The 22047-nt window shown below is 61.3% G+C and carries 17 protein-coding genes; 9 read left to right on the forward strand and 8 right to left on the reverse strand.

What is annotated here, in order from left to right:
• Window position 1 precedes the first annotated feature (1 nt).
• Window positions 2-7072: an NEL-type E3 ubiquitin ligase domain-containing protein gene (locus HBO05_RS02355; protein ID WP_172311523.1), complete on the reverse strand. Its 7071-nt coding sequence runs from the start codon at window positions 7070-7072 to the stop codon at window positions 2-4.
• A gap of 114 nt (window positions 7073-7186) precedes the next feature.
• Between HBO05_RS02355 and HBO05_RS02360 the strand changes: the two genes are divergently transcribed.
• Window positions 7187-7402 (forward strand): DUF2970 domain-containing protein, encoded by a 216-nt coding sequence (locus tag HBO05_RS02360; RefSeq protein WP_169953275.1) that lies wholly within the window; start codon window positions 7187-7189, stop codon window positions 7400-7402.
• A gap of 6 nt (window positions 7403-7408) precedes the next feature.
• On the opposite strand, the gene HBO05_RS02365 is transcribed toward HBO05_RS02360, so the two are convergent.
• Window positions 7409-8488 (reverse strand): ABC transporter substrate-binding protein, encoded by a 1080-nt coding sequence (locus HBO05_RS02365; protein ID WP_169953273.1) that lies wholly within the window; start codon window positions 8486-8488, stop codon window positions 7409-7411.
• A gap of 452 nt (window positions 8489-8940) precedes the next feature.
• Between HBO05_RS02365 and HBO05_RS02370 the strand changes: the two genes are divergently transcribed.
• Window positions 8941-10599 (forward strand): nitrite/sulfite reductase, encoded by a 1659-nt coding sequence (locus tag HBO05_RS02370; RefSeq protein WP_172311525.1) that lies wholly within the window; start codon window positions 8941-8943, stop codon window positions 10597-10599.
• Window positions 10583-11077 (forward strand): DUF934 domain-containing protein, encoded by a 495-nt coding sequence (locus tag HBO05_RS02375; RefSeq protein WP_169953269.1) that lies wholly within the window; start codon window positions 10583-10585, stop codon window positions 11075-11077. The genes HBO05_RS02370 and HBO05_RS02375 overlap by 17 nt, the downstream gene beginning before the upstream one ends.
• A gap of 122 nt (window positions 11078-11199) precedes the next feature.
• Here HBO05_RS02375 and HBO05_RS02380 read toward each other — a convergent pair whose 3' ends face one another.
• Window positions 11200-11757: an NAD(P)H-dependent oxidoreductase gene (locus HBO05_RS02380; RefSeq protein ID WP_169953267.1), complete on the reverse strand. Its 558-nt coding sequence runs from the start codon at window positions 11755-11757 to the stop codon at window positions 11200-11202.
• 215 nt (window positions 11758-11972) lie between these two features.
• Here HBO05_RS02380 and HBO05_RS02385 point away from each other — a divergent pair, with 215 nt between their 5' ends.
• Together HBO05_RS02385 and HBO05_RS02390 are read left to right on the forward strand one after the other, a co-directional pair.
• Window positions 11973-12197, forward strand: a complete 225-nt coding sequence (locus HBO05_RS02385) for a hypothetical protein (protein WP_170041309.1) — start codon at window positions 11973-11975, stop codon at window positions 12195-12197.
• Window positions 12198-12289: 92 nt separating this feature from the next.
• Window positions 12290-13180: a LysR substrate-binding domain-containing protein gene (locus tag HBO05_RS02390; protein WP_169953263.1), complete on the forward strand. Its 891-nt coding sequence runs from the start codon at window positions 12290-12292 to the stop codon at window positions 13178-13180.
• Between the two features lie 3 nt (window positions 13181-13183).
• Here HBO05_RS02390 and HBO05_RS02395 read toward each other — a convergent pair whose 3' ends face one another.
• From HBO05_RS02395 to dnaQ, 3 genes are all read right to left on the reverse strand, one after another.
• Window positions 13184-13735 (reverse strand): GNAT family N-acetyltransferase, encoded by a 552-nt coding sequence (locus HBO05_RS02395; protein ID WP_169953322.1) that lies wholly within the window; start codon window positions 13733-13735, stop codon window positions 13184-13186.
• Window positions 13736-13755: 20 nt separating this feature from the next.
• Window positions 13756-16011: an Orn/Lys/Arg decarboxylase N-terminal domain-containing protein gene (locus HBO05_RS02400; RefSeq protein ID WP_170041308.1), complete on the reverse strand. Its 2256-nt coding sequence runs from the start codon at window positions 16009-16011 to the stop codon at window positions 13756-13758.
• A gap of 128 nt (window positions 16012-16139) precedes the next feature.
• Window positions 16140-16880 carry a DNA polymerase III subunit epsilon gene (gene dnaQ / locus HBO05_RS02405; protein ID WP_162947798.1) on the reverse strand — a complete coding sequence of 247 codons (741 nt, stop codon included), beginning with the start codon at window positions 16878-16880 and terminating at the stop codon, window positions 16140-16142.
• 201 nt (window positions 16881-17081) lie between these two features.
• Here dnaQ and HBO05_RS02410 point away from each other — a divergent pair, with 201 nt between their 5' ends.
• A complete protein-coding gene (locus HBO05_RS02410; RefSeq protein WP_169953260.1) occupies window positions 17082-17387 on the forward strand; it encodes a DUF2388 domain-containing protein in 306 nt (101 codons plus the stop codon).
• A 19-nt stretch (window positions 17388-17406) separates the two neighbouring features.
• The gene (locus tag HBO05_RS02415) at window positions 17407-18348 is read left to right on the forward strand and encodes a glycerophosphodiester phosphodiesterase family protein (protein WP_172311527.1); all 942 of its coding nucleotides are present in this window, start codon (window positions 17407-17409) and stop codon (window positions 18346-18348) included.
• A gap of 3 nt (window positions 18349-18351) precedes the next feature.
• On the opposite strand, the gene rnhA is transcribed toward HBO05_RS02415, so the two are convergent.
• Together rnhA and HBO05_RS02425 are read right to left on the reverse strand one after the other, a co-directional pair.
• Window positions 18352-18804 carry a ribonuclease HI gene (gene rnhA / locus HBO05_RS02420; protein ID WP_029291380.1) on the reverse strand — a complete coding sequence of 151 codons (453 nt, stop codon included), beginning with the start codon at window positions 18802-18804 and terminating at the stop codon, window positions 18352-18354.
• A gap of 85 nt (window positions 18805-18889) precedes the next feature.
• Window positions 18890-19648: a methyltransferase domain-containing protein gene (locus HBO05_RS02425; protein ID WP_169953256.1), complete on the reverse strand. Its 759-nt coding sequence runs from the start codon at window positions 19646-19648 to the stop codon at window positions 18890-18892.
• Between the two features lie 65 nt (window positions 19649-19713).
• Here HBO05_RS02425 and gloB point away from each other — a divergent pair, with 65 nt between their 5' ends.
• Together gloB and HBO05_RS02435 are read left to right on the forward strand one after the other, a co-directional pair.
• Window positions 19714-20481 (forward strand): hydroxyacylglutathione hydrolase, encoded by a 768-nt coding sequence (gene gloB, locus HBO05_RS02430; RefSeq protein ID WP_172311529.1) that lies wholly within the window; start codon window positions 19714-19716, stop codon window positions 20479-20481.
• 98 nt (window positions 20482-20579) lie between these two features.
• Window positions 20580-21992, forward strand: coding sequence for a lytic transglycosylase domain-containing protein (locus tag HBO05_RS02435; RefSeq protein WP_169953252.1), 1413 nt, complete (start codon window positions 20580-20582; stop codon window positions 21990-21992).
• Window positions 21993-22047 lie beyond the last annotated feature (55 nt).

Raw genomic sequence — 22047 nt, forward strand, 5'->3', positions numbered from 1 at the left:
CTTATAGGTTGAGTGCTGCGCGCTCCTGCTGGGTAAGGCGGATCGCCAGCGCCGCGCGCTGCTCCTTGATCCAGGTGCCCAGCACGGCATAGTCGCGCAGGTAATCCGCACCATTGTCAGGGTAGCGCGCATCCAGCGCGTCGGTCTTGTGCTCCAGCTCGCGGGCCAGGGCTGCGAAGTTCGTGGCGTATTTTTTCTTCAGATAGTTGCGCCAATACTCAAGGCCCACCAGCCTTTCTTCATAGCCCACTGCGCTTTCGCCTTGCACAATCGTCCCATAGGCTCGATCCAGGTCGGCCGGCGTCACCTGCGACAATTCGCTGTACAGCATGCCGGCGGGTTGCCGGGGCAGTTCCAGGCGCGCCGCCAGCCCAATGCGCAACGCCAGGCGGACCTCTGCCGGGTCGATATCCGGACGGCTCTCGACAGTAGCCTTGGCGATGCCTTCCACGGCCTCCAGGCGGAGCATGCTACGGGCGAATTTCAGCAGCGTGGCACCGTCCTGCCCACGCTCGGCGATTTTTAGCGCATCAAACTCCAGGACCCGGGTTTCCAGGGCATTGAACATCAGGATCCGCCCATCGCCGCAGGTGACGTCCGGCATCATCGCCGTCGCCCGGGCAAACAGGTCGCGGCGCATGGCCGGGTTTTGGCTGATGGCTTCCAGTACCTTCCACACGCGCTGTGTCAGTTCGGCACGCGCCTCCAGGAAGTCCTCGGTATTGCGCAGTTGCGAGAGGGTGAAGAAAAAATCGACGCTGCCTTCCTGGGCCCTGAGTTCGTCCCAGATCCGGTGTTTTGACGAGTGTGCTGGCACGTCAGTAAACCATTGGGCCTTTTGCACCGGGGCCGTTTCGATATCCGGGTGGTTCAGCGAGTAGTCAGGTGAGTCAAAAGCCCCTTGTTCGTCGCGCTCCCAATACTCCAGAAGCATGACTTCAAGCTGCTCGGTGGAAAACCCCAGGCCGTTGCCGGTCTGGGCCAGATACTCCTGCAAGCGTTCACAGCTTGGCTGGTCCAGGCGGTTGCCCAAGAGGTTGGTCCCCGCCATCAACAGATTACGTTGCGGCTCGAACGCCTCATCCGGCAGGGTCTCGATCCAGTTGTCACTCAGGTCCAGGGTGCGCAGGCGTGGCAACTCGAGCACTGTCATCGGCCAGTCGTCCAGCAAGTTGCGTTGCAGGTACAGGCTGTCGAGCCGCAGCAGGCCGCTTACGTCCAGCTCACTGAAAATATTGTCACCCAGGTCCAGCCATTCGAGCTCGGGCATCTGCGCCAGATTGGCCTGCAACTGCGCCGCGTTCTGCAGTTCATTGCGGCCCAGGTCCAGCCGACGCAGAGCGCGGAACTCACTGAGTGCCTCGGGCAACGCGCGCAAGCCATTGTTGCTGAGCGTCAAGCTGCGCACATGGCTGAAGGCGCGCAGGAAGCCGTTGGAGCCCTCGGCCGTGAGTCGCACGCGGTTCAGGTTCAGCTCGCTGACGTGGGCAAAATATTGAGGCAACGTCGGCAAATCACCGATAGACAGCCCGGAAAGATCCAGGCGCTCCACCCCATTCACTCCCGGCCCCACAGACCCGGCGCGCAAGCTGTAGCGCCAGCTCTCCAGCAGCCGATCCGCTGCACGCCGCCGGTCCAACGCGCTGATCCAGCCGCCGTCCAGGTACCCATGCACATCTATCCACTCATTGAGCAGCGGCACCCATTGCGCATACTGCGCTTCCCATTGCGCCAGGCGCTCGTGGATCTGCATCGTTTCCAGGCCGTCGGCGCGTAACTCTTCGATATATGCCGCTGCTTGCGTGGCGTCCAGTGCCGGGTCCAGGCGTTGCAGGCGCGCCGCGGGCAGCAGCTCGGCGGTTGTGGGCGGCAGCGCAGCCAGCAAATCGGGGCGGCGCAACGCATCCTCGGAAAAATACTCCGGCTCGCCCCCGGTCATACCCTGGGCCAGAAGTTCGCGGGGGATGCCCAGGGGGCTTTCCAGCGGGACGGCCGGATTCTCGCGGGCGTAGCGTCGCGCAAACACCCGGGCTTCTGCGCGGGCCGTCGCACTCAAGCGACAGCCGCGCAAGTCGGTATTGGACAGCAGGAAGTCATGCCCTTGCAGCGCCGCCTCGGGGATCGAGGTCACGGCGCTGTGGCTCAAGTCCAGGCTGCGCAACGGCAGTGCAAGCACACCCTCGGGCCACTCGCTGAGCGCGCTATGGCTAAGGTCGAGGCTGCGCAGTTCGCGCAGCGCACTCACGTCCAGGCGGCTGATGGGGTTGTAGGGCAGTCGCAGCGATACCAGGCCGGTCAACCGGTTCAACCCCGCCTGGATCGGGGCCGTAATGACCAGCCAGTTATGGGACAGGTCCAGATCGCGCAATGAAGGGCATTGGCCCAGCGCCGAGGGCAGATCGGTCAGATTGTTGCGGGCCAAGCCCAGGCTGTCGAGTTGGGGGAAGTGGCCAAGCCAGGTATTGATGCCTTCCAGCGACACGCCTATGTCACTCAGGTTCAGGCTGCGCACATGGGTAAACCCCACGGCGGGCAACTTAGGCAAATCAATCAGGTTGGCGCCTGACAGGTCCAGCATCGCGGCACCAGCAGGTGGCTGGCCCTCGCCAACAATGCGCGGCTCCAGGCCTTCGAGCCAGCAATCAAGGAGTTTTTGCGACGCCACCTGCCGCTCGACCTCAACCCTGCCAATGTTTGAATCGCGATCAGACCATTGCTCAAGGTCATCGACCAACTGGCGGTGTTCTTCGCGCACACTGTTGACGCTCTCCAGACGCTGGCGAGAAGTCAGCCCGCGCGTTTTGAAACTGGCCAAGACACGCTCGGCAAAACCCGGGCCACCGGACTGCAGGCTGCCCAGGGCGCCTTCGCAGTAGGCCTGGACCAGCCGCAGCTCTTCGACCAGATGGGCCGGGTTGTCATGCAGGTACGCATATACCCGCATGAACTCCTCAGGCTCAAAGGCCGACCAGTTCATATGCAGGCCGCGCCACAAGCGTTGATGCCCGGTAAACAGTGGCGCAGGCAAGGAGCGCAACGGAGTCTGGGCCACATCCAGAAACTCCAGGTGCTCAAGTTCCAGACAGCCTTGCGGCCAGGTTTCCAAGAGCCCGGACACGGTTAAACGGCGCAACGCGCTCAACCCGCGGACATCCAGGGTTTGCAGGTTGCCGGCCAGGGATAACTGGCGCAGTTCAGGCATGCGTTCAAGCGGGCGCAGCACTTGTGCTGAATAAGTGAGCGACGGGCCGCTAAGCGACAGTTGGGTGATGCCGGGAGCACTCGCCAAATGCTCTGTCAGCGCGTCGAGGTGCTCGGGACGCACATCCAGTTGCAAATGCCGCACGTTGGGAAACGGCCGCAGTAAGCGGCTGGATTCCTGGGCAAGAAATCTGCTCCCGGTGAGGTTCAGGGTGCGGACATGGGAAAAGTCGGCGTGCCACTCGGGCAGCGCCTGCTCCCCTCGTAGACTCAGGGTGCTATCGGCCGGACTGTCCCGATCAAAGCCCTGGCGCCAGCAATCGATGAGGTCGTCAACCGTGCGCTGGCGACTCTCATATGCCCCCGCCCACTGCTCAAGGGTCGCGCGCAAGGCCGTCAATTCGCGCTGGCGGTTGGCAAACAACCGCCAGATTTGCGCATTGCTCTCGCCGTCGCGTCGGCGCGCAGCTATCAGCGCCTGAGCCTGGGACTCGCTGATATTCGGATACACGCTACGGGCATGGGCGATCAACGCGTCATCCATGGCGAACAGCCCGCCCCTTCCCGACAGTTCATACCCCAGGCGCCCGCTCGACAGGCGCCAGGCAGGCCTAGAGCGCGGCGTGCGCAGCTTGAGGATGTCCCGGGCGATGAGCTCGCGCTGCCCACTGGCATAGGTCGCCAGCACCTGCTGCAAATCTGCGGCCTGGCCGGTCAACCCCAACGACCTGCACGCCTCATCGGGCAACGCGTCGATGATCGACTGGAAAAGATTGCGTCCATGGGCAGGCGCGCTATTGAGTGCGCGGCCGCCTGCATCAAAGGCCTGGAAGCCCTCGCCGCTGCTGACCAGGTATCGGCGCACAACAGCGTGCTCCGGGCCAATGCTGTCCAGCAAAGGGCCGTGAATGCCCTCCAAACGCATCTCAAGGCGCACACCTGGGGGCCATCCGGGCAGGCGCGCGAGGCCCTGCAAGGCGAGTCGGTCGCTGTCGGCATTGGCCAGCCGGTCACGGTGCAGGCCGCTGAGCGCCCGGCTCAAGCGCGCCTGCTGCAAACTGATACGGGCCTGGTGGTCGAGCCGCGCGCTGACATGCCCACTGTCTTGCAGGCGCCTGAATTCCTGTGGACTGGCGCGGTTGAGCAACTCGTCGAGAGCACGCCTGGACAGCGCGGGAAACCGTCGCTGCAGTGGCCTGCCGTCGCTCATGGGCGCGCCATTTCCCTGTAGCCGGGCGTCGAACAGCGCCGTCTGCCGTTGCAGGGCATAGTCCGCCAGGCGCTCATTGAAGGCTTGTTCCCTGGGCTTGCCGCTGCCCAGCAAAGCGGTGATTTCCTGCTCGTCAAGGCCGCTCAGAACCATCTGGGCGAGCCTGCCTTGCTGCACATCGGCGCGGCTGATTTTCAGGGTCGGACGACTATCGTCCAACGACAACGGGCTGCCATAGCAAACCGAGCGCCCTGTCGGCTCCAGGCGCGCGCCTTCCCACTCATCAGTCACGGGCACCCCAAATCGGTCACCACGCTGTGGCGTGCCCAACAGGCGCCAGGCCTGCTCCTCGCCCAGCCTGGTCGATACCGGCTGGCTGCGCTCAACGATGGCGACTGCCTCAAATACCTCCAGCACCCGCCCGGGAGGCCAGCCGGGCATTTCCACGGTGAGGGGCAAGGCATACTCATGGCGGTCCTGCAGGCCGGTGCCGCGGCGCAGGCGCTCGATCAATTCGCCAACGTCCTGGTCGGCCCTGAACCGCTCCAGGGTATCGGCCAGCACGGCGGGCACCGGCAAACCGTCCAGATGCACTTTGCGCAGCAGATCGTCGTGCACACCGCTGACGTTGCCAACCACCCTCAAGGTTTCATCCGTGAAACCCTCGGTAATCGGCCCCAATCGCCGCAGCAGGGTCAGGCGGTCCCAGGTCAGGGGGCGCTCATGGCTATGCCGCCACGCCCCGGCCCCGTTGTGTTCGAGGAGCGGCTGGTACGCCAGCGGATCGCGCGGGTGTTTTATCCGCCATTGCTTGAGCTGCGGGTCAAAGGTCTTTTCGTAGAGCACGTTATCGATCTGAACATGGAGTTTGCCATCGACCTCGTACTGCCCCAGGGCATTGGCCTGACTGCCGGGCGCCAGGGCGGCTTCACTTGGGTACGCGCCCAGGTCGGGCTTCCATAAGCGGACCCGGCCATCCGGTAGCTTCACCGGGACCAGGCCTTCGATAACCGGCTCATGCCTCAACGCGCTCAGGGCCTTGCCGCCCACCGCAGTCACGCCAAGCAACGCAAGGTTTTGCGCCAGGTCGATCAAGTGCGCCCTGGCCGCCCTGCGATCGCCCTCGGCCCACTGCTGCGTCGCCTCGAACACCTCTTTCAACAACTGCTCAGCCATCACGGCCATCATCAGCTCCCCTAGCACTGGCACAAACCCCACCAGCGCACTCAAGCCGAACATCCCGATGTTGAGCAGCATGGCCAGTTTGCGCGTTCGCACCCCGGCGTCGACATCTGCGGTGGGCACGGCATGGCCGGCGGCATCGGCGAGGCACTTGTCCTGGTGCCGCTCATACAGGTAGGTCCACAGGTCGACTTTGTCGCTACCAAATACCTGGTTTTTGAAAGCCAGCGCCACGGGCGCCAAATAGGGGTCCGGGTTGGGCACCTGCGGGGCCAGGGGCAAGGGCGGAAAATTCTTCAGTTTGAACGGGGTTACCTGGCTGAGCAGTTCATAGAACTGGCCGATGCCGGGGAAGTTCGTGCCGATTTTCTCGCGCAGGGTGGCGTCTGGCGCATCCTCGGTGAACTGACTGAAGTAATGCGGGCGCTCGGCATAATCGACGAACTGACTGAAAAAAGCCTGATAGGCCGTGGGGCGCTCCACACGGGTCGAGGCTGAGCCCGGCGTACTGAAGCGTTGCTTCAAGGTCGCCAGCAGTTGCGCATGATCGCTATAGCGCTTAAGAGGCTGGTATGGGTCCTGAGGGATATACAGGATTGGCGAATCGACATGCTCATCATCGAAGGCCAGAAACAGCACGCAACCGGTCATGCGCAACTTCATCAAGCCCAGGTCGCAGAGCCATACCGGTTGCCCCCCCATCTGCGGCGCGCGTTCGCCGGCGATCACCGACAGCACCATGCGGTAATCGTCCTGGGTAATGTCCTCGTGCAACAGGGCCAACTCGGCCGCCGCCCGCATCGCGGCCTTTTGGCTGGCAATGAATTGTTGGCGCAGGGTGGTTTCGTGGGTGGAAAAAAAGTCCGCGAGGTAGGCCTGGTACTGCCCGCCCAGATCAAGGCGGCGGCACAGCCCTATGAACTGATAGACCGTGAGGCTCCCCAATCGGACCGGCAGCAACGGGGCGACGGCGGCGCCAGGCGATGACACCTGCCAGCGAAAACCCGACGATGAGTGAAAGGCCCCCTCTGCGGACTCGGACTCTTCGAAGTTGTGCAGCGCTGCCTGCAGCAGCTCCAGCTGCAAAAAGTCGTAGGTTCGCGCTTCAAGGTTCAGATCGGTGATGTGCAGGGCCTTTCGCAGGCTCAGCCAAGTGGCGACGTGGGGGGCCAAGGTAACGTCGTACTGCTCCTTGAGCGCCTGGAGCAGCAGCGGCCTGGCAAACGTGTCGATGTCCTGCAAGGCAGACAGGCTTTGGTCCAGAGCCGTCTGGGCGGTAAAACTTGCGATAAAACAGTCGTGCAATAGCTCGCGCTGCTCGGGTGTCGCATGCCAATAGGCTGGCGGCAGCGGGCTGTGGTTGTGCTTGAGGGCCATGCGGCGTGAGGTTGTGCTATCGATCAACCAGTGCGGCGTGGCGCTGATCAATAACGGGCGATGGATGCTGGGCGTTGCCGGCAATGGGGGCAAGTCGGTCATGATGCGGCTCCGGGAAAAGGAGGCCCAGCACACCATGGGGGTCACGGCCAATCGCGGTAACTACGTCTATCCTGTTGGGAGCAGCAACTCCCCCCAGACCTCGCAGGAGGACTCATGGACGACCCGAACAACAAACCGCCGACCTTCTGGCAGATGCTTCATAGCGTGATGGCTGCTGCATTTGGCGTGCAGAGCGGGAAGAACCGCGCGCGGGATTTTACCCATGGCAAGCCCAGCCATTTTGTCGTGCTGGGCATTTTGTTTACCGCCGTATTTGCCCTGGCGCTCTTTGCCATCGTCAAGCTGGTGCTGCATCTGGCCGGGGTCTAGGCCCGGTCACTTCAACAGCAACTGCATGCTGAAGGGGTATTGGTAGGCCGCAGGCTTGCCCTGGGCCGACAGTGCGCGAAAATCCACGCCGTCGCCCTCGTGGTTACGCAGGTCCAGCAAGCGCTGGGCCTGTGGCCCGTCAATCAACTGGAACAGTTTCACCTGGCGCTCACGCCCGCCATGGCTTTGGATGTCCACGCCCACGGCATCGTCGTGCAGCAGCACCATGGCCCAGCCACCGACCGTAAAGTGCCCGGCCACCAGCGCACTGATCCGCCCTTGCAGCCGCGCCTGGAGGACATCGGGAGAGCTGTTGATCGCGCTGAACAACACGTCCTTGCCGGGTGCACGGCCACTGCCATTCAAGGCCTGCATGGCGCCGAGGGCCATTTCATCATTGGCCGACCAGACCAGGGTAGCCCGGGGGTAGCGCTTGAACATCTGGGTCGCCTGCTCGAATGCGCGCTGGCGGCTCCATTCGCCATACACCAACTGGCGCAGATGCACTTCGGGATGTTCGCGCAAGGCCCGCTGCAAGCCCTGCTCGCGCGCCTGAGAGGTCGGTGTGTACTTGGCGCCGGAAAACGCCAGCAACTCAAGGGTGCCACCGGACGGCACACGGCCATGTTGACGCAGCAGCTCCTTGAGCATCAGGTACCCGCCCTCCTCGTCGTTGGTCGTGAGGCTGCCCATCCAGTTCGGGTACTTCCCGGCGTCCAGCAGTTGCATCTGGTTCGGGGTCAGGGCGTTATTGACCAACAGTAGCTTGACCTGGCTACCCTGGGCCATGCGCAGGATCTGCGGGGCGATGTACTGCTCGTTGACCAGCACCAGGTAATCCGGGCGCTGCGGGCCCTGCAATGCTTCGCGGGCCTGCAGCAAGGTGTTTTGCGGATCACGCTCGGAATAACGCACGCGTAAATCCAGGCCGAGGTCCTTGGCCGCGGCCTGCATGAATTGCGCATAGCTGATCCAGAAGGTTTCAGTAGACAGACCTGGGTTGAGAAACACCACCGACGTTGCATGGGCCATCGTCCCGAACGCCATCCCCACCCACCACAAGCACCCGCAGAGAACCTTCAACATTACTGCCCGAACCCCGGAAATTGACAGATCATAATAGTGGCAATAAGCCTTTTGATCTTGGCTATTTAACGGCAGATCGGACAGTTTGGTGGTGATCAGTTCCCTTTACTGATGGCTGACCCAGAACACGGCGGTGGAAACCACCAGGATAATCAGGAACAGAATCGCCCAGGCGTCCACGGTACTGTCGGGTTTACGGGCTTTGGTTGGATTGCTCATCGCATCGCCTCTTGTCGGTTTTATGGCTGATTGCATTAAGACTCGTCCACAGTAAAGTCGATGATTGCCCGCATGACAAATGTGGGTATCGCGATAACCGTTCTCATTAGTCGATTTGGTTCTTTGCATATACTAAAACATCACTTTTGCGCATAAACGCAAGCTGGTATCGTGCGCCGGCTCCGTTGGGAGTGCGCGGCCGTGCGCGCAGATTTGCCGAGAACAGGACCTATATGTACGTATACGACGAATACGATCAGCGCATCATCGAGGACCGCGTCAAGCAGTTCCGTGATCAGACCCGACGCTATCTGGCAGGTGAACTGAGCGAAGAAGAGTTCCGCCCTCTGCGCCTGCAAAATGGCCTTTACGTTCAGCGCTTTGCGCCGATGCTGCGGGTGGCCGTGCCTTACGGCCAACTGACTTCGCGCCAGACGCGCATGATGGCCAAGATCGCCCGTGACTTCGACAAGGGCTACGCCCACATCAGCACCCGCCAGAACGTGCAGTTCAACTGGCCGGCCCTGGAAGACGTGCCGGACATCCTGGCTGAACTGGCCACCGTGCAGATGCACGCCATTCAGACCAGCGGTAACTGCCTGCGCAACGTGACCACCGACCAGTTCGCTGGCGTGGCCGCCGATGAAGTGATCGACCCGCGCCCCTGGTGCGAGATTGTTCGTCAGTGGACCACGTTCCACCCGGAATTTGCCTACCTGCCGCGTAAATTCAAGATCGCCATCAATGGTTCGACGTCTGACCGCGCCGCGATCGAAGTCCACGACATCGGCCTGGAGCCGGTGTACAACGCCGCAGGCGAACTGGGCTTCCGCGTCCTGGTGGGCGGCGGCCTGGGGCGTACCCCGGTGGTCGGCGCGTTCATCAATGAATTTTTGCCTTGGCAAGACCTGTTGAGCTACCTCGACGCCATCCTGCGTGTGTACAACCGCTATGGCCGCCGTGACAACAAGTACAAGGCGCGCATCAAGATCCTGGTCAAGGCCCTCACCCCCGAGGTGTTTGCCCAGAAGGTCGACGCCGAGATGGAGCACCTGCGCGGCGGCCAGACCACTCTGACCGACGCCGAAGTGCATCGGGTGGCCAAGCACTTCGTCGATCCGCACTACAAGGCCCTGGGCAACCAGGCTGCCGAACTGGCGGCGCTCGACCAGCAGCACCCAGGCTTTGCCCGCTGGCGCACGCGCAACACCCTGGCGCACAAGCAGACGGGGTATGTCGCAGTGACCCTGTCGCTCAAACCGACCGGGGTAGCGCCTGGCGATATCACCGACAAGCAACTGGACGCCGTTGCCGACCTGGCCGACCGCTACAGCTTTGGCCAACTGCGCACCTCCCACGAGCAGAACATCATCCTTGCGGACGTTGAACAGAGCCAATTGTTCACCCTGTGGGGCGAGCTGCGCGAAGGTGGTTTCGCCACGCCGAACATCGGCCTGCTGACCGATATCATCTGCTGCCCGGGTGGCGACTTCTGCTCCCTGGCCAACGCCAAGTCAATTCCCATTGCCGAATCGATCCAGCGCCGTTTCGACGACCTGGACTACCTGTTCGACATTGGCGAGCTGGACTTGAACATCTCCGGCTGCATGAACGCCTGTGGCCACCACCACGTCGGCCACATCGGCATCCTCGGGGTGGACAAGAAAGGCGAAGAATTCTACCAAGTGTCCCTGGGTGGCAGCGCCAGCCGCGATGCGAGCCTGGGCAAGATCCTCGGCCCATCCTTCGCCCAGGAAGCCATGCCCGAGGTGATCGGCAAGCTGATCGACGTCTACGTCGAGCAGCGCACCGAAGATGAGCGCTTCATCGACACCTACCAGCGCATCGGCATTGACCTGTTCAAGGAGCGCGTCTATGCAGCGAATCATTAAGAACAACCAAGTCGTCGACGAAACCTGGCACCTGCTGCCCAAGGATGCGTCGTTCGATGGCATCTCCAACTGTGACGACCTGATCGTGCCGCTGGCCTTGTGGCGTGAGCACGGACATGCCCTCAAGGCCCGTGATGGTGGCCTGGGCGTGTGGCTGGACGCCGATGAAGAAGCCGAAGAGATTGGCGCCGACGTGGAACACTTCCAGGTCATCGCCCTGAACTTCCCGGCCTTCACCGACGGGCGCAACTACTCCAACGCGCGCCTGCTGCGTGACCGTTATGGCTACAAGGGCGAACTGCGGGCGATTGGCGATGTGCTGCGCGACCAGCTGTTCTACCTGCACCGCTGCGGGTTTGACGCCTACGCCTTGCGCGCCGACAAAGACCCGTATGAAGCGCTGGAAAGCCTCAAGGACTTCTCGGTGACGTACCAGGCGGCTACGGATGAACCGTTGCCGCTATTCCGTCGTCGCTAGACCCTGATGCGAAACAAAAAGCCCCGAAACCTGGCTCGCAGGTTTCGGGGCTTTTTTATGCGCGGCGCAAGGGCCATGGGCGCGAGGGCGAAACCGGCCTAGCAGGCAACGGGCAGATCTGCTCAGCCCTTCTGCTTGGCGACCCAGCGACCGTAGGCATCGATGAACGCCTGCAGGAACGGCTGGGTTTTCTCCGACAGCTTGCCCGACTCATCAAACGCACTGCCCGCGCCACCCAGGTAGGCTTCCGGCTGCTGCATGCACGGCACATCCAGAAACACCAGGGACTGGCGCAAATGATGGTTGGCACCAAAGCCACCAATCGCCCCCGGCGAAACGCTGATGACCGCACCTGGCTTGCCGCTCCAGACGCTCTTGCCGTATGGGCGCGAGCCTACATCAATGGCATTTTTCAAGGCCGCCGGCACCGAACGGTTGTATTCAGGAGTGACGAACAGCACCCCATCGGCCGCCGCCACCTGCTGGCGGAACGTGGTGTAGGCCGCAGGCGGCGTTGCGCTATCAAGGTCTTCGTTGTAGAGCGGCAATTCGCCAAGTTCGACGATGCTGAGCTTGAGGTTGGCCGGCGCCAACTGCGCCAATGCCTGGGCGACCTTGCGGTTGATCGACTCTTTTCTCAAGCTGCCGACCAGTACGGCAATCGTGTAGACCTTGCTCATGGGGCCTTCCTGACATCTGACTAAGGGAATTTGTAGTTATAGAGCCTTCGCCGGGCGATCACCAGCAGGTAGTAGCCAATCGGCGGATGTTTTTGTTTGTAGGAAAAATAAGCGGAATATCAACGAATAGTATTTTTTCTATGTAGGTAAACTACCCGCGTTAAAGACGGTCTACAGAACCGCAAATCGGTGTTTTCTCCAGAGGTTCTAAACAGATGGCAGCAGTACTTGTCGGACAATTCCATGCTCGTGACGCGGAAGGCCGCGTTTATTCCGTGCATGAATTCCAGGACTCCACTCCGTCGGACGGTGGTTCAGAACCTGTAATCTCCTACAAACTGGCGATTGGTGACCGGGTCAACAAAGTTGATGACAACACCTTCGTCCTGGTTCAGTCGCAGATCTCCCTGACCCGCGAACCCGAAAACACGCCTGTTTGATAAGGCTGTGCCTCCAGGCAGAAGTCATATGAACGGAGTTGGGTTAGGATTCACCCGGTGAATCCCTTACCTGCTGAACATGGACTTCATGCATGCGTTTACGTCATATCGAAGTGATTCAAGCCATTTTGCAGACCGGACACCTCGGCACCGCCGCCGAATGGTTGCAATTGGCTGTGTCCGATGTGGACGCCACCCTCAAGGACGCTGAACAGCAACTGGGCTTCATGCTGTTCGCCAGCGTCCGCGGACGGTTGCAGGCCACCCGTGAAACCCTGGCCATGCAGGCACAGATCGCCCACCTCTACGAGGCCCTGGAACCGATACAGCGCCTGGCCAGCAGCCTCAAGCACCATCACGCCCCGCCGCTGCGCACACTGTGTACGCCGCCCTTGGCCAACCAACTGCTGCCGCAAAGCATCGCGTTGTTGCGCCGCCGTTTCCAGGACACGCCCTGCAACCTTTCCAGCCAACCGACCCGTGACATCGTCAAGAGCCTGTTGCTGCATGAGGCCGACCTGGGCCTGAGCCTGCATGACCCCGAACACCCGCAAATCACCAGCACCGTGCTGGCCCAGGGCAAGCTGCAACTGCTGGCGCCCCATGGCTGGCTCAAGCCACGGCAGAAATACATCGCCCTGCAAGAACTGGCCGGCCAGTCGATGATCGGCCTGGAGGGCCAGGACCCGCTGAGCCAGTTGCTGGACAGTAAGTTGCAAGCGCTGCGGCCGTTGCCAGTGATCCAGACACGGGTGCAGACCTACCAGATGATGCGCAGCATGGTCGAGGCCGGCGAAGGGCTGGCGGTGGTCGATCCGTTCACTGCCAGCGGCGCGCGGGAGGCGGGGCTGGATACCTGCCCGCTGTCACCGCCGATCCTGGTGAGCCTGTATGGGTTGACGGTCAGGGACAGCAGCCCGAGCCCGGCGCTGAATGCATTGCTGGAGATTGTCACGCAGAAGGCCCAAGACCTGCTGTCTTGAGTGTCAGCTGAACAAGCGATACCAGAAAATCGCCACTTCCCGCGTCTGTGGATCAATCCCGCGATAACGCAGGTGGTCGATACCGCCCATGACGTAGCCGCTGCGTTCATACAATCGGCACGCTCCCAGGTTATTGTTCTGGGTCTCCAGCATCATCCCCGGCAGGTTTTTCTTGCGGCTCCAGAACTGCGCCACATCAAGCAGGGCCTTGGCCACGCCATGCCGGCGGGCTGGGAGCACCACCGCCAACTCATCGACATGGGCATAACCGTTCCAATTGGTACTGACGACGATATGGCCCACCGGTCGATCATCCAGGTACGCCATGAATACCGCGCTGTCGCTGGCATTGCGGTAGCTGGCGAACTCCTCGGGGTCGATGCCGTAGCATTTGCGGTACGGCAAGATCTGCTCCACCGCCCACTGATCGACAGGCTTGCCCAGTTCGGGCGTGCCATACACGCACACCTCGAAGCTGAAATCATTGCCCCATACGTAGGCGTCAAATCCCTCGTCGGCGACTCGTACACTGAGCCCCGGGTACTTCGGATTCATTACAGCTTGCATAACCATCCTTAACACTTGATGCAATCGACGGTGTAACAACGACCGTTGCCGTCGTCTTCGTGTTGTAAGCCATGCACATCGGCGACAAACCCTGGGAAACTGCTATCGAACTCCCGGGCAAAGGCCAGGTAGTCGATGATCGATCGCGTCGACTCGGTAAAGCGCTCCCCCGGCATGATCAGCGGAATGCCTGGCGGATAAGGCACCAGCATCACGGCTGCGATACGCCCTGGCAAGGCATCGATGGACACGGCCTCGACTTCACCGCGCACCAACTGGTCATAGGCATCGGCCGGCTTCATGGCGATTTCCGGTAACACCGTGTACATGCGCTTGAGGTGCTTGGCCGTGGCGTTGCTGCGATAGCAGCCGTGCAATTGGTCGCACAAATCCTGCAAGCCCATGCCCTGATAGCGTGCCGGGCCTTGCTGGAACACCGATGGCAGGCAACTGGCCAGGCTGATATTGGCGTCGTAGCTGCGCTTGAACTCCAGCAGTTCGGTGAGCAGGGTACTCCACTTGCCTTTGGTAATGCCCATGGAGAACAGCACCAGGAACGAATACAACCCGGTTTTTTCCACCACCAGGCCACGCTCCCAGAGGAATTTACTGACTACCGCTGCGGGAATGCCGCAGTCACTCAAGGCGCCACCCGCCGTCAAGCCGGGCATGACCAGGGTGACCTTGATCGGGTCGAGCAACACATAGTCTTCGGCGATATCCCCAAAGCCATGCCAGTCGGCCTCCGGCTGCAACAACCAGTCAGCGGTCGCGACCCGGTCGATACCGGCCACCGAGGGCGGTTGCCAGATGGAAAACCACCAATCATCGGCGGCGATGTGCTGGCGCAAATTGGCCAGGGCCCGGCGAAAGCTCAGGGCCTCATCGAACATTTCCTGAAGCAGCGAACGCCCGGCGGGCCCTTCCATCATGGCCGACGCCACATCCAGCGAGGCGATGATGCTGTACTGCGGCGAGGTAGAGATATGCATCATGAACGCCTCATTGAAACGATCACGATCCAATTGCCGCGCCCCGCCGTCCTGCACATGGATCATCGACGCCTGGCTGAACGCCGCCAGCAACTTGTGAGTCGAGTGCGTGGTGAACACCAGCGGGCTATCCGGCGTGCGCGAGGTACCCATGCCATAGCGCCCGGCGAAAAACTCGTGGAAGGCCGCGTAGGCGTACCAGGCCTCGTCAAAGTGCAGGACTTCGACGCTGTTGCCCAATTGCTGCTTGATCAACTCGGCGTTGTAACACAGGCCGTCGTAGGTCGAGTTGGTCACCACCGCCAGCTTGACCTTGGGCTCGCGACCGCGGGTCAAGGGGCTGGCCTCGATCTTTGCGCGAATCGATTCGCGGCTGAACTCGGTCAGCGGGATCGGACCGATAATCCCCAGTTCATTGCGCTCCGGGCACAAGTACAGGGGGATCGCGCCGGTCATGATGATCGAATGCAGCACCGACTTATGGCAATTGCGGTCCACCAGCACCAGGTCATCGCGCCCGACCATGGAGTGCCAGACGATCTTGTTGGCGGTGGAGGTGCCGTTGATCACAAAGAATGTGTGGTCGGCGCCAAAGTTGCGCGCCGCGCGGGCTTCGGCTTCTGCCAGGGGCCCGGTGTGATCCAGTAGCGAGCCCAGTTCCGGCACTGACACCGACAGGTCCGAACGCAGGGTATTTTCCCCAAAGAACTGATGAAACGCCTGCCCCACCGGGCTTTTGCGATAGGCCACGCCGCCACCGTGGCCGGGGGTATGCCAGGAGTAATTGGAGTCGGCTGTGTGTTGCACCAGGGCCTTGAAGAATGGCGGCAACAGGCCATCGAGGTAAGTGCGCGCCGCACGGGCCACCTGCCGGGCAAGGAACGGCACCGTGTCTTCGAACAGGTAGAGAATGCCGCGCAGTTGGTTGAGCTCGCTCATGGCATCGGCCGGGGCGTTTTCCAGGGTGACTTGCTCGCCCAGGGCAAAGATCGGCAGGTTGGGCGCACGCAGGCGTGCCAGCCGGATCAGCTCCACCATATTTTGCAGCAGATGGGTATTTTCCCCGGCGCCTTCAGCGGCGATCAGCATGCACGCCAGGCCATGATGGGTCGAGGCCACCAGCCGGCCTTCGGCGTAGTCCACAGCGGAAAAGATGCTGAAACCCTCTTGCTCCAACTCCCGGGCGATACCCCGGACCCGATCACCGGCGACGGTGTCGGCCTTGATGTCGCGGTGCACGATCAGGATCGGGAACTTCAGGTCTTTGTACATGAGGGCTTGGCGTCCTGAGGGCGATGTACTCAGGGTAGAAGCTGGGAGCGAATGTGGCGAATGGAGATAAGGTTTTTGTAGGAGCGGGCTTGCCCGCTCCCACACTTTCAGGCCGTGATGAGCCCGACTCAGTGTTGGGTCAACTGGGTCCACAAGGCTGGCGCACCCGCCGATTTGGCGATGGCTTCCAGGCGTGCCGCGTGCTCGGCCATGTCCTGCTCGCTGGCACGGATGATGGTGGTGGGCTTTCGATCTGCCGGCAGACGGCGGATTTCCGAAGGCCGGTTGCCCGAACCCTCGGCCGAACCGTTACCGTCGGAGGCGTTGCCAGCCAGGGACAGGCTGGTCTGCCCGCCGGTCATGGTCAGGTAGACGTCCGCAAGGATCTCGGAGTCGAGCAAGGCGCCGTGCAGTTCACGGCCAGAGTTGTCGACGCCATAGCGTTTGCACAAGGCATCGAGGCTGTTGCGCTGGCCCGGGTGGCGCTCACGGGCCATCATCAGGGTGTCGAGGATCGAGCAGTGACGGGTGATGTCGGCCCGATCCGTCTGGCCCATCAGGGCGAATTCGTTGTTGATGAAACCAACGTCGAACGCCGCGTTATGGATGATCAACTGCGCGCCATTGATGAACTCGAAAAACTCATCGGCGACTTCCGCAAAGCGCGGCTTGCCCACCAAAAATTCGTTGGTGATGCCGTGGACGCCAATGGCGCCTTCGTCACTTTCCCGGTCCGGTTGCAGGTACACGTGGAAATGCCGGCCCGTGAGGCGGCGACCCATCAGTTCGACACAGCCGATTTCGATGATCCGGTGGCCATCGGTCACCGGCATGCCGGTGGTTTCGGTATCGAGTACAACGGATCGGATGGCCATCAGGGTTCAGCTCTCAACGGTGTGTGTATTTCAAGGGCCGGGATATTAGCACGCTCTATAACCCAAGCGCCCCATGGACAGACACCTTGCACCCTGGTCCAACAGTTTTTTACAAGGTTTAGCAAAGCTTGCGCAGTTTGCCTGCACCGCCCTTGTTAGCCTGCGCTGCTCCTTTCTATGCGTAAAAACCAGCCCATGCTCAAGCCAAAACACCTGCTCGCCCTGTGCCTGATCGGCGCCGCCACTGCCCAGGCCACCAGCTTTGTGATGACCACCGACGCCTTGGTCAGCCTCTCGATGAGTGCCACCAAAGGCACCAGCAGCAGCTTCAAGGATGACAAGGTCGTACTGGCGGCAAAGGACGATGCGGCAGCGTTTGTCGCCAGCCAGGGCAAGGTACGCGGCGTTCAGTTGGAATCGGCATTGCAGCATATTCGCCGCACCCTGCCGGATTTACGCGATACTGACGAGCAACTCGCCGGTGCGATCCTGATTCTGTGATAGATGAACGCAAACACCCATGATTGATACCCGATATCCCGTTGTACTGCTGGTCACCAGCCTTCTTTTGGCAGGTTGCGCATCCCCGCCCGCCGCCACTGGCCAGCTGCCGCAGATCGTCGCCCATCGCGGGGGCACGGCGGACTTCCCGGAAAATACCTTGCTGGCTATCGACCAGGCCTTGGCCAATAACGTGGATGTGCTATGGCTCACGGTGCAGTTGAGCCTGGACCAGGTACCGGTGTTGTATCGACCGACAGACCTGAGCGCCAATACCGACGGCACCGGCGCCGTGGCCGGAAAAACCCTGGCCCAGTTGCAACAGCTCAATGCCGGCTGGCAATTCAAGCAGGACGGGGCCAATGGCCAGGTGACCTACCCCTACCGTACCCGTCCCGTGCCGCTGCCTTCATTGCAGCAAGCGTTGACCGTAATCCCGGCTACCACGCCGATCATCCTCGATATGAAAGCCCTGCCCGCCGACACCCAGGCCAGGGCCGTGGCCCGGGTACTGGAGCAAAACCATGCGTGGGGCCGGGTGTTGATCTACTCCACGGACGCCAGCTACCAACACGCGTTTGCCCAGTACCCCCAGGCCCGCCTGTTCGAATCCAGGGACCGAACACGCGACCGCTTGGCCAACGTCGCCCTGGCCCACAACTGCCAGCCCGCCCCCGAAGCGGGAAGTTGGGTGGCGTTTGAGTATCAGCGCAAGGTCGAGCTGGTGGAAACCTTCACCCTTGGGGAAGCACGCTCACCGGTGAATGCCAAGCTATGGACAAGGCCTGCCATCGACTGTTTCCAGTCCAGGGGCAAGGTACATATCCTGGCGATTGGCATTAACACCCAAGATGATTATCGAGCAGCGGCGTGCCGTAAAATCGATGCGGTGCTGGTGGATTCGCCCCGCGCGATGCGAGGCGTGAAGCAGCAGCTCGAATGGCCGCTGCGGTGTGACTGACGGTCAGCTCTGTTTGTAACCGCGCACTTCATCCACGCCGCGATTGGCCAACTGGTCGGCCCGCTCGTTGCCTGGGTGACCGATATGCCCGCGTACCCACTTCCAGGTGATGTTGTGGCGGTTGCACTGCTCATCCAGCAACTGCCACAGGTCGGCGTTTTTTACCGGCTCTTTGGCTGCAGTTTTCCAGCCGCGCTTTTTCCAGTTGACCATCCACTCGTTGATGCCTTTCATCACGTATTGCGAGTCCGTCACCAGCAATACATCGCAACGGCGCTTGAGCTCTTCCAGGCCGCGAATGGCGCCCATCAGTTCCATGCGGTTATTGGTGGTGTTGGCTTCGCCGCCCCACAACTCCTTCTCCACGCCCTTGCACACCAGCAAGGCGCCCCAGCCGCCAGGACCAGGATTGCCCTTGCAGGCGCCGTCGGTAAAGAGTTCTACGCTATCGGTCATTACGCTATCCATCAAAGCGGGTTGCCGGTAATCGACCGGCAGCTCCCGAGGTCGAACACTGCGACCTGAATTCCAGAAAAGTGATTTATGGCTCGCTGGAGCGACGGTTGACCTTGGCCAGGGGCATCGGCACCAACTTGCCCATGGGCTCGCGCCGTACCTGGCTCACCGGCCGCAGCCCGACCACGATCTTGCGGGCCACCAGCAGGTAGAAACCGCCGCCGGACAACTGCCAGGCCCCAGCCCGGCGCTCCCAGCCAGCCAAACGGCCCTGCCACTTGGGCGAGGCAAGCGGCGGACGATAGCACCCGAAGCGGCGTTTCTCCAGCGCGAAGCCCAGCAGGTTCAACCAGTCGCTGACCCGCGAGGGCGAGATGCAGCGGGCCTGGCGCAGCGCATCATGGGCGAAGACGTGCCGCAGGCCCCATGAACTCCAGGGGTTGATACCAACGATCAACAAATGGCCGCCCGGGCGCACGGCGCTCGCCGCTTCACGCAGCAAGCCATGGGGCGACAGGCAAAAATCCAGGCCATGCTGCATCACCACTACATCGGCAGCATGCTCGCTCAAGGGCCAGGCCTGTTCCTCGCAGACAATCTCCACCCCCGGCAACGGCGCGCCCAGGCGTACATTGCGCTGCACCTGGGGCGCAGGCGGCGGATTCTGGGCCGAAGGGCCGTAGTGCACCAGGTAGCCGCCAAAGAAGCGCTCCAGCTCTTCTTCGAGCATAAGCCGCTCTTGTTCCAGCAGAAATTGCCCGATCGGCCCGGACAGCCATTCACGGGCTGCGCTGATCAAGGCCAGCCACTCGGGATCGGCCTGGGCGAACGCTTTATCAGTCATTGCATTCTCCAACTCGCCAAGACGTTCTAAGATGCACCAATGTGTTCAGCTTGGCGAATAGAAGAATGATACAGATCAGTGCCCTGCCCGCCTTCACCGATAACTACATCTGGTTGTTACAAGACCATCGCAGCCATCGCTGCGCGGTGGTCGATCCCGGTGACGCCGCGCCTGTGCTGGCGTGGCTTGAACAGCATCCAGACTGGACCCTCAGTGACATCCTGGTGACCCACCATCACCACGACCATGTCGGCGGTGTGGAGCAGCTCAAGCAAGTCTCGGGCGCCAAGGTGTATGGCCCGGCCAACGAAAAGATCCCGGCCCGTGACGTCGCGCTCAACGATAACGACCGTATCCAGGTGCTGGGCTGGGACCTCGATGTGTTCGCCGTGCCCGGACACACCTTGGGACATATAGCCTTTTATCATCACGGCTTGCTGTTCTGCGGCGACACCCTTTTCGCCGCCGGCTGCGGGCGTTTGTTCGAGGGCACGCCAGAACAGATGTACAACTCCCTGGAACGCCTGGCCGCCCTGCCAGTTGATACGCTGGTGTACTGCACCCACGAATACACACAAAGTAACCTGCGCTTTGCCCAGGCCGTGGAACCGGATAACGCAGATATCGCCGAACGTGTAGCAAAAGTCGGCGAACTGCGGGCAGCCGGCAAGATGACCTTACCGTCGACCCTGGCCCTGGAAAAATTGACTAACCCTTTCTTACGTACCGCGGAAACATCCGTTAAACAAAAAGCGGACGAGCGGAATGGCCGCGACAACCGCCCTGGGAGCGAGGTGTTTGCTAGCTTGCGGGCTTGGAAAGATACGTTCTAAGCAGACAGCTTCTGATACGAAATTTCTGAATGGTTGACCGGAACCAAAGCGCTTTCTAGAATCGCCCGACATTTTTGCCCGGAACTAACTTCCAGCCAATGTCGTCATCTATTCGTAAATCCAACCATTCAGACGCATTGACCCGCCTGGCTCAAGCCATTGCGGTGGCCGTTTCCGCAACTCTGGCGGGCTGCCAAACCACTCATTTCGCTGCACAATCCACCGTGCAACCCAAACCCGTTTTTACTGCCAAGATCAAGCAAAAACCCCTGTGGCTCTCAGAGAAGCCAAGCCCGCAGGTGCCCCAGGATGTCTGGGAGCGCATGCGCCAGGGGTTTCAATTGCAGGACGGTGTCGGCGTCAACCCGCGTATCGAGCAACAGCGCCTGTGGTTCGCCAGCAACCCATCGTTCCTGGAGAACGCCGGCGAACGCGGCAGCCTCTATATTCACTACATCGTCGAACGCCTTGAAGAACGCAACATGCCCCTGGAGCTGGCGCTGCTGCCAGTGATTGAAAGTGCCTACAACCCAATGGCCTATTCGCGCAGCGATGCGGTCGGCCTGTGGCAGTTCATCCCCTCCACCGGGCGCTACTTCAACCTGCGCCAGACCCGCGCCTATGATGGCCGCCGCGATATCACCGCCTCCACCACCGCGGCCCTGGACTATCTGACGCGTCTGCATGACATGTTCAACGGCGACTGGCTGCTGGCCCTGGCGGCCTATAACGCCGGTGAAGGCACGGTCAGCCGGGCCATCGAGCGCAACGAGAAACTCGGCCTGCCCACCGACTACTGGAACCTGCCGCTGCCCCAGGAAACCAAGGACTACGTGCCCAAGTTCCTGGCGCTGTCCCAAGTGGTGCTGGCCCCTGAGGCCTACGGCGTCAACCTGAACCCGATTGCCAACACGCCGTACTTCGAGATGGTTGAAGTCAAGCAAAGCATGGACCTGTCCCGGGTCGCCGCGCTGGCCGAGATCGACGAAGACGAACTGTTCCAGCTCAACCCGGCCTTCAAGCAACGCACCACCCTGGATGGCCCCCAGCATTTGCTGGTGCCCACCTCCAAGGCGCAATTGCTGGCCAGTAGCCTGTCCTCGATGAACCCCGAGGAATTGTTGAGCCTGCGCCCGAAAAAGCCAGTGTTTGACGAAGTCGAGCACAAGGCCGTGGCCGGCCGTTCGCGCAGCTACAAGGTCAAGAGCGGCGACAACCTGACGCTGATTGCCAAGGCCAACAAGGTCGACGTGCATGACCTGCAGCGTTGGAACAAGCTCAATGGCCAGGCCTTGAAAGTCGGCCAGACCCTGGTGATGCAGGACACCCGCAAGCTGGTGGCCAAGGCTGGCGGCAAGAAGCCGGTGCAGTACAAGGTCAAGAAAGGTGACTCGCTGTACATGGTTGCCAAGCGCTTCAACGTCGAGATGCAACATCTCAAGCGCTGGAACCCTCGCACTGGCCAGGCGTTGAAGCCGGGGCAGATGCTGGTGGTTTCCGGACCAAGATAAACCAAGCGCAAGCAGGCTTGTTCGGGAGCTGGCTGGCCTGCGCTTGCATCGACGC

The sequence above is a fragment of the Pseudomonas sp. WS 5079 genome, from assembly GCF_012985465.1.
GTDB lineage: Bacteria > Pseudomonadota > Gammaproteobacteria > Pseudomonadales > Pseudomonadaceae > Aquipseudomonas.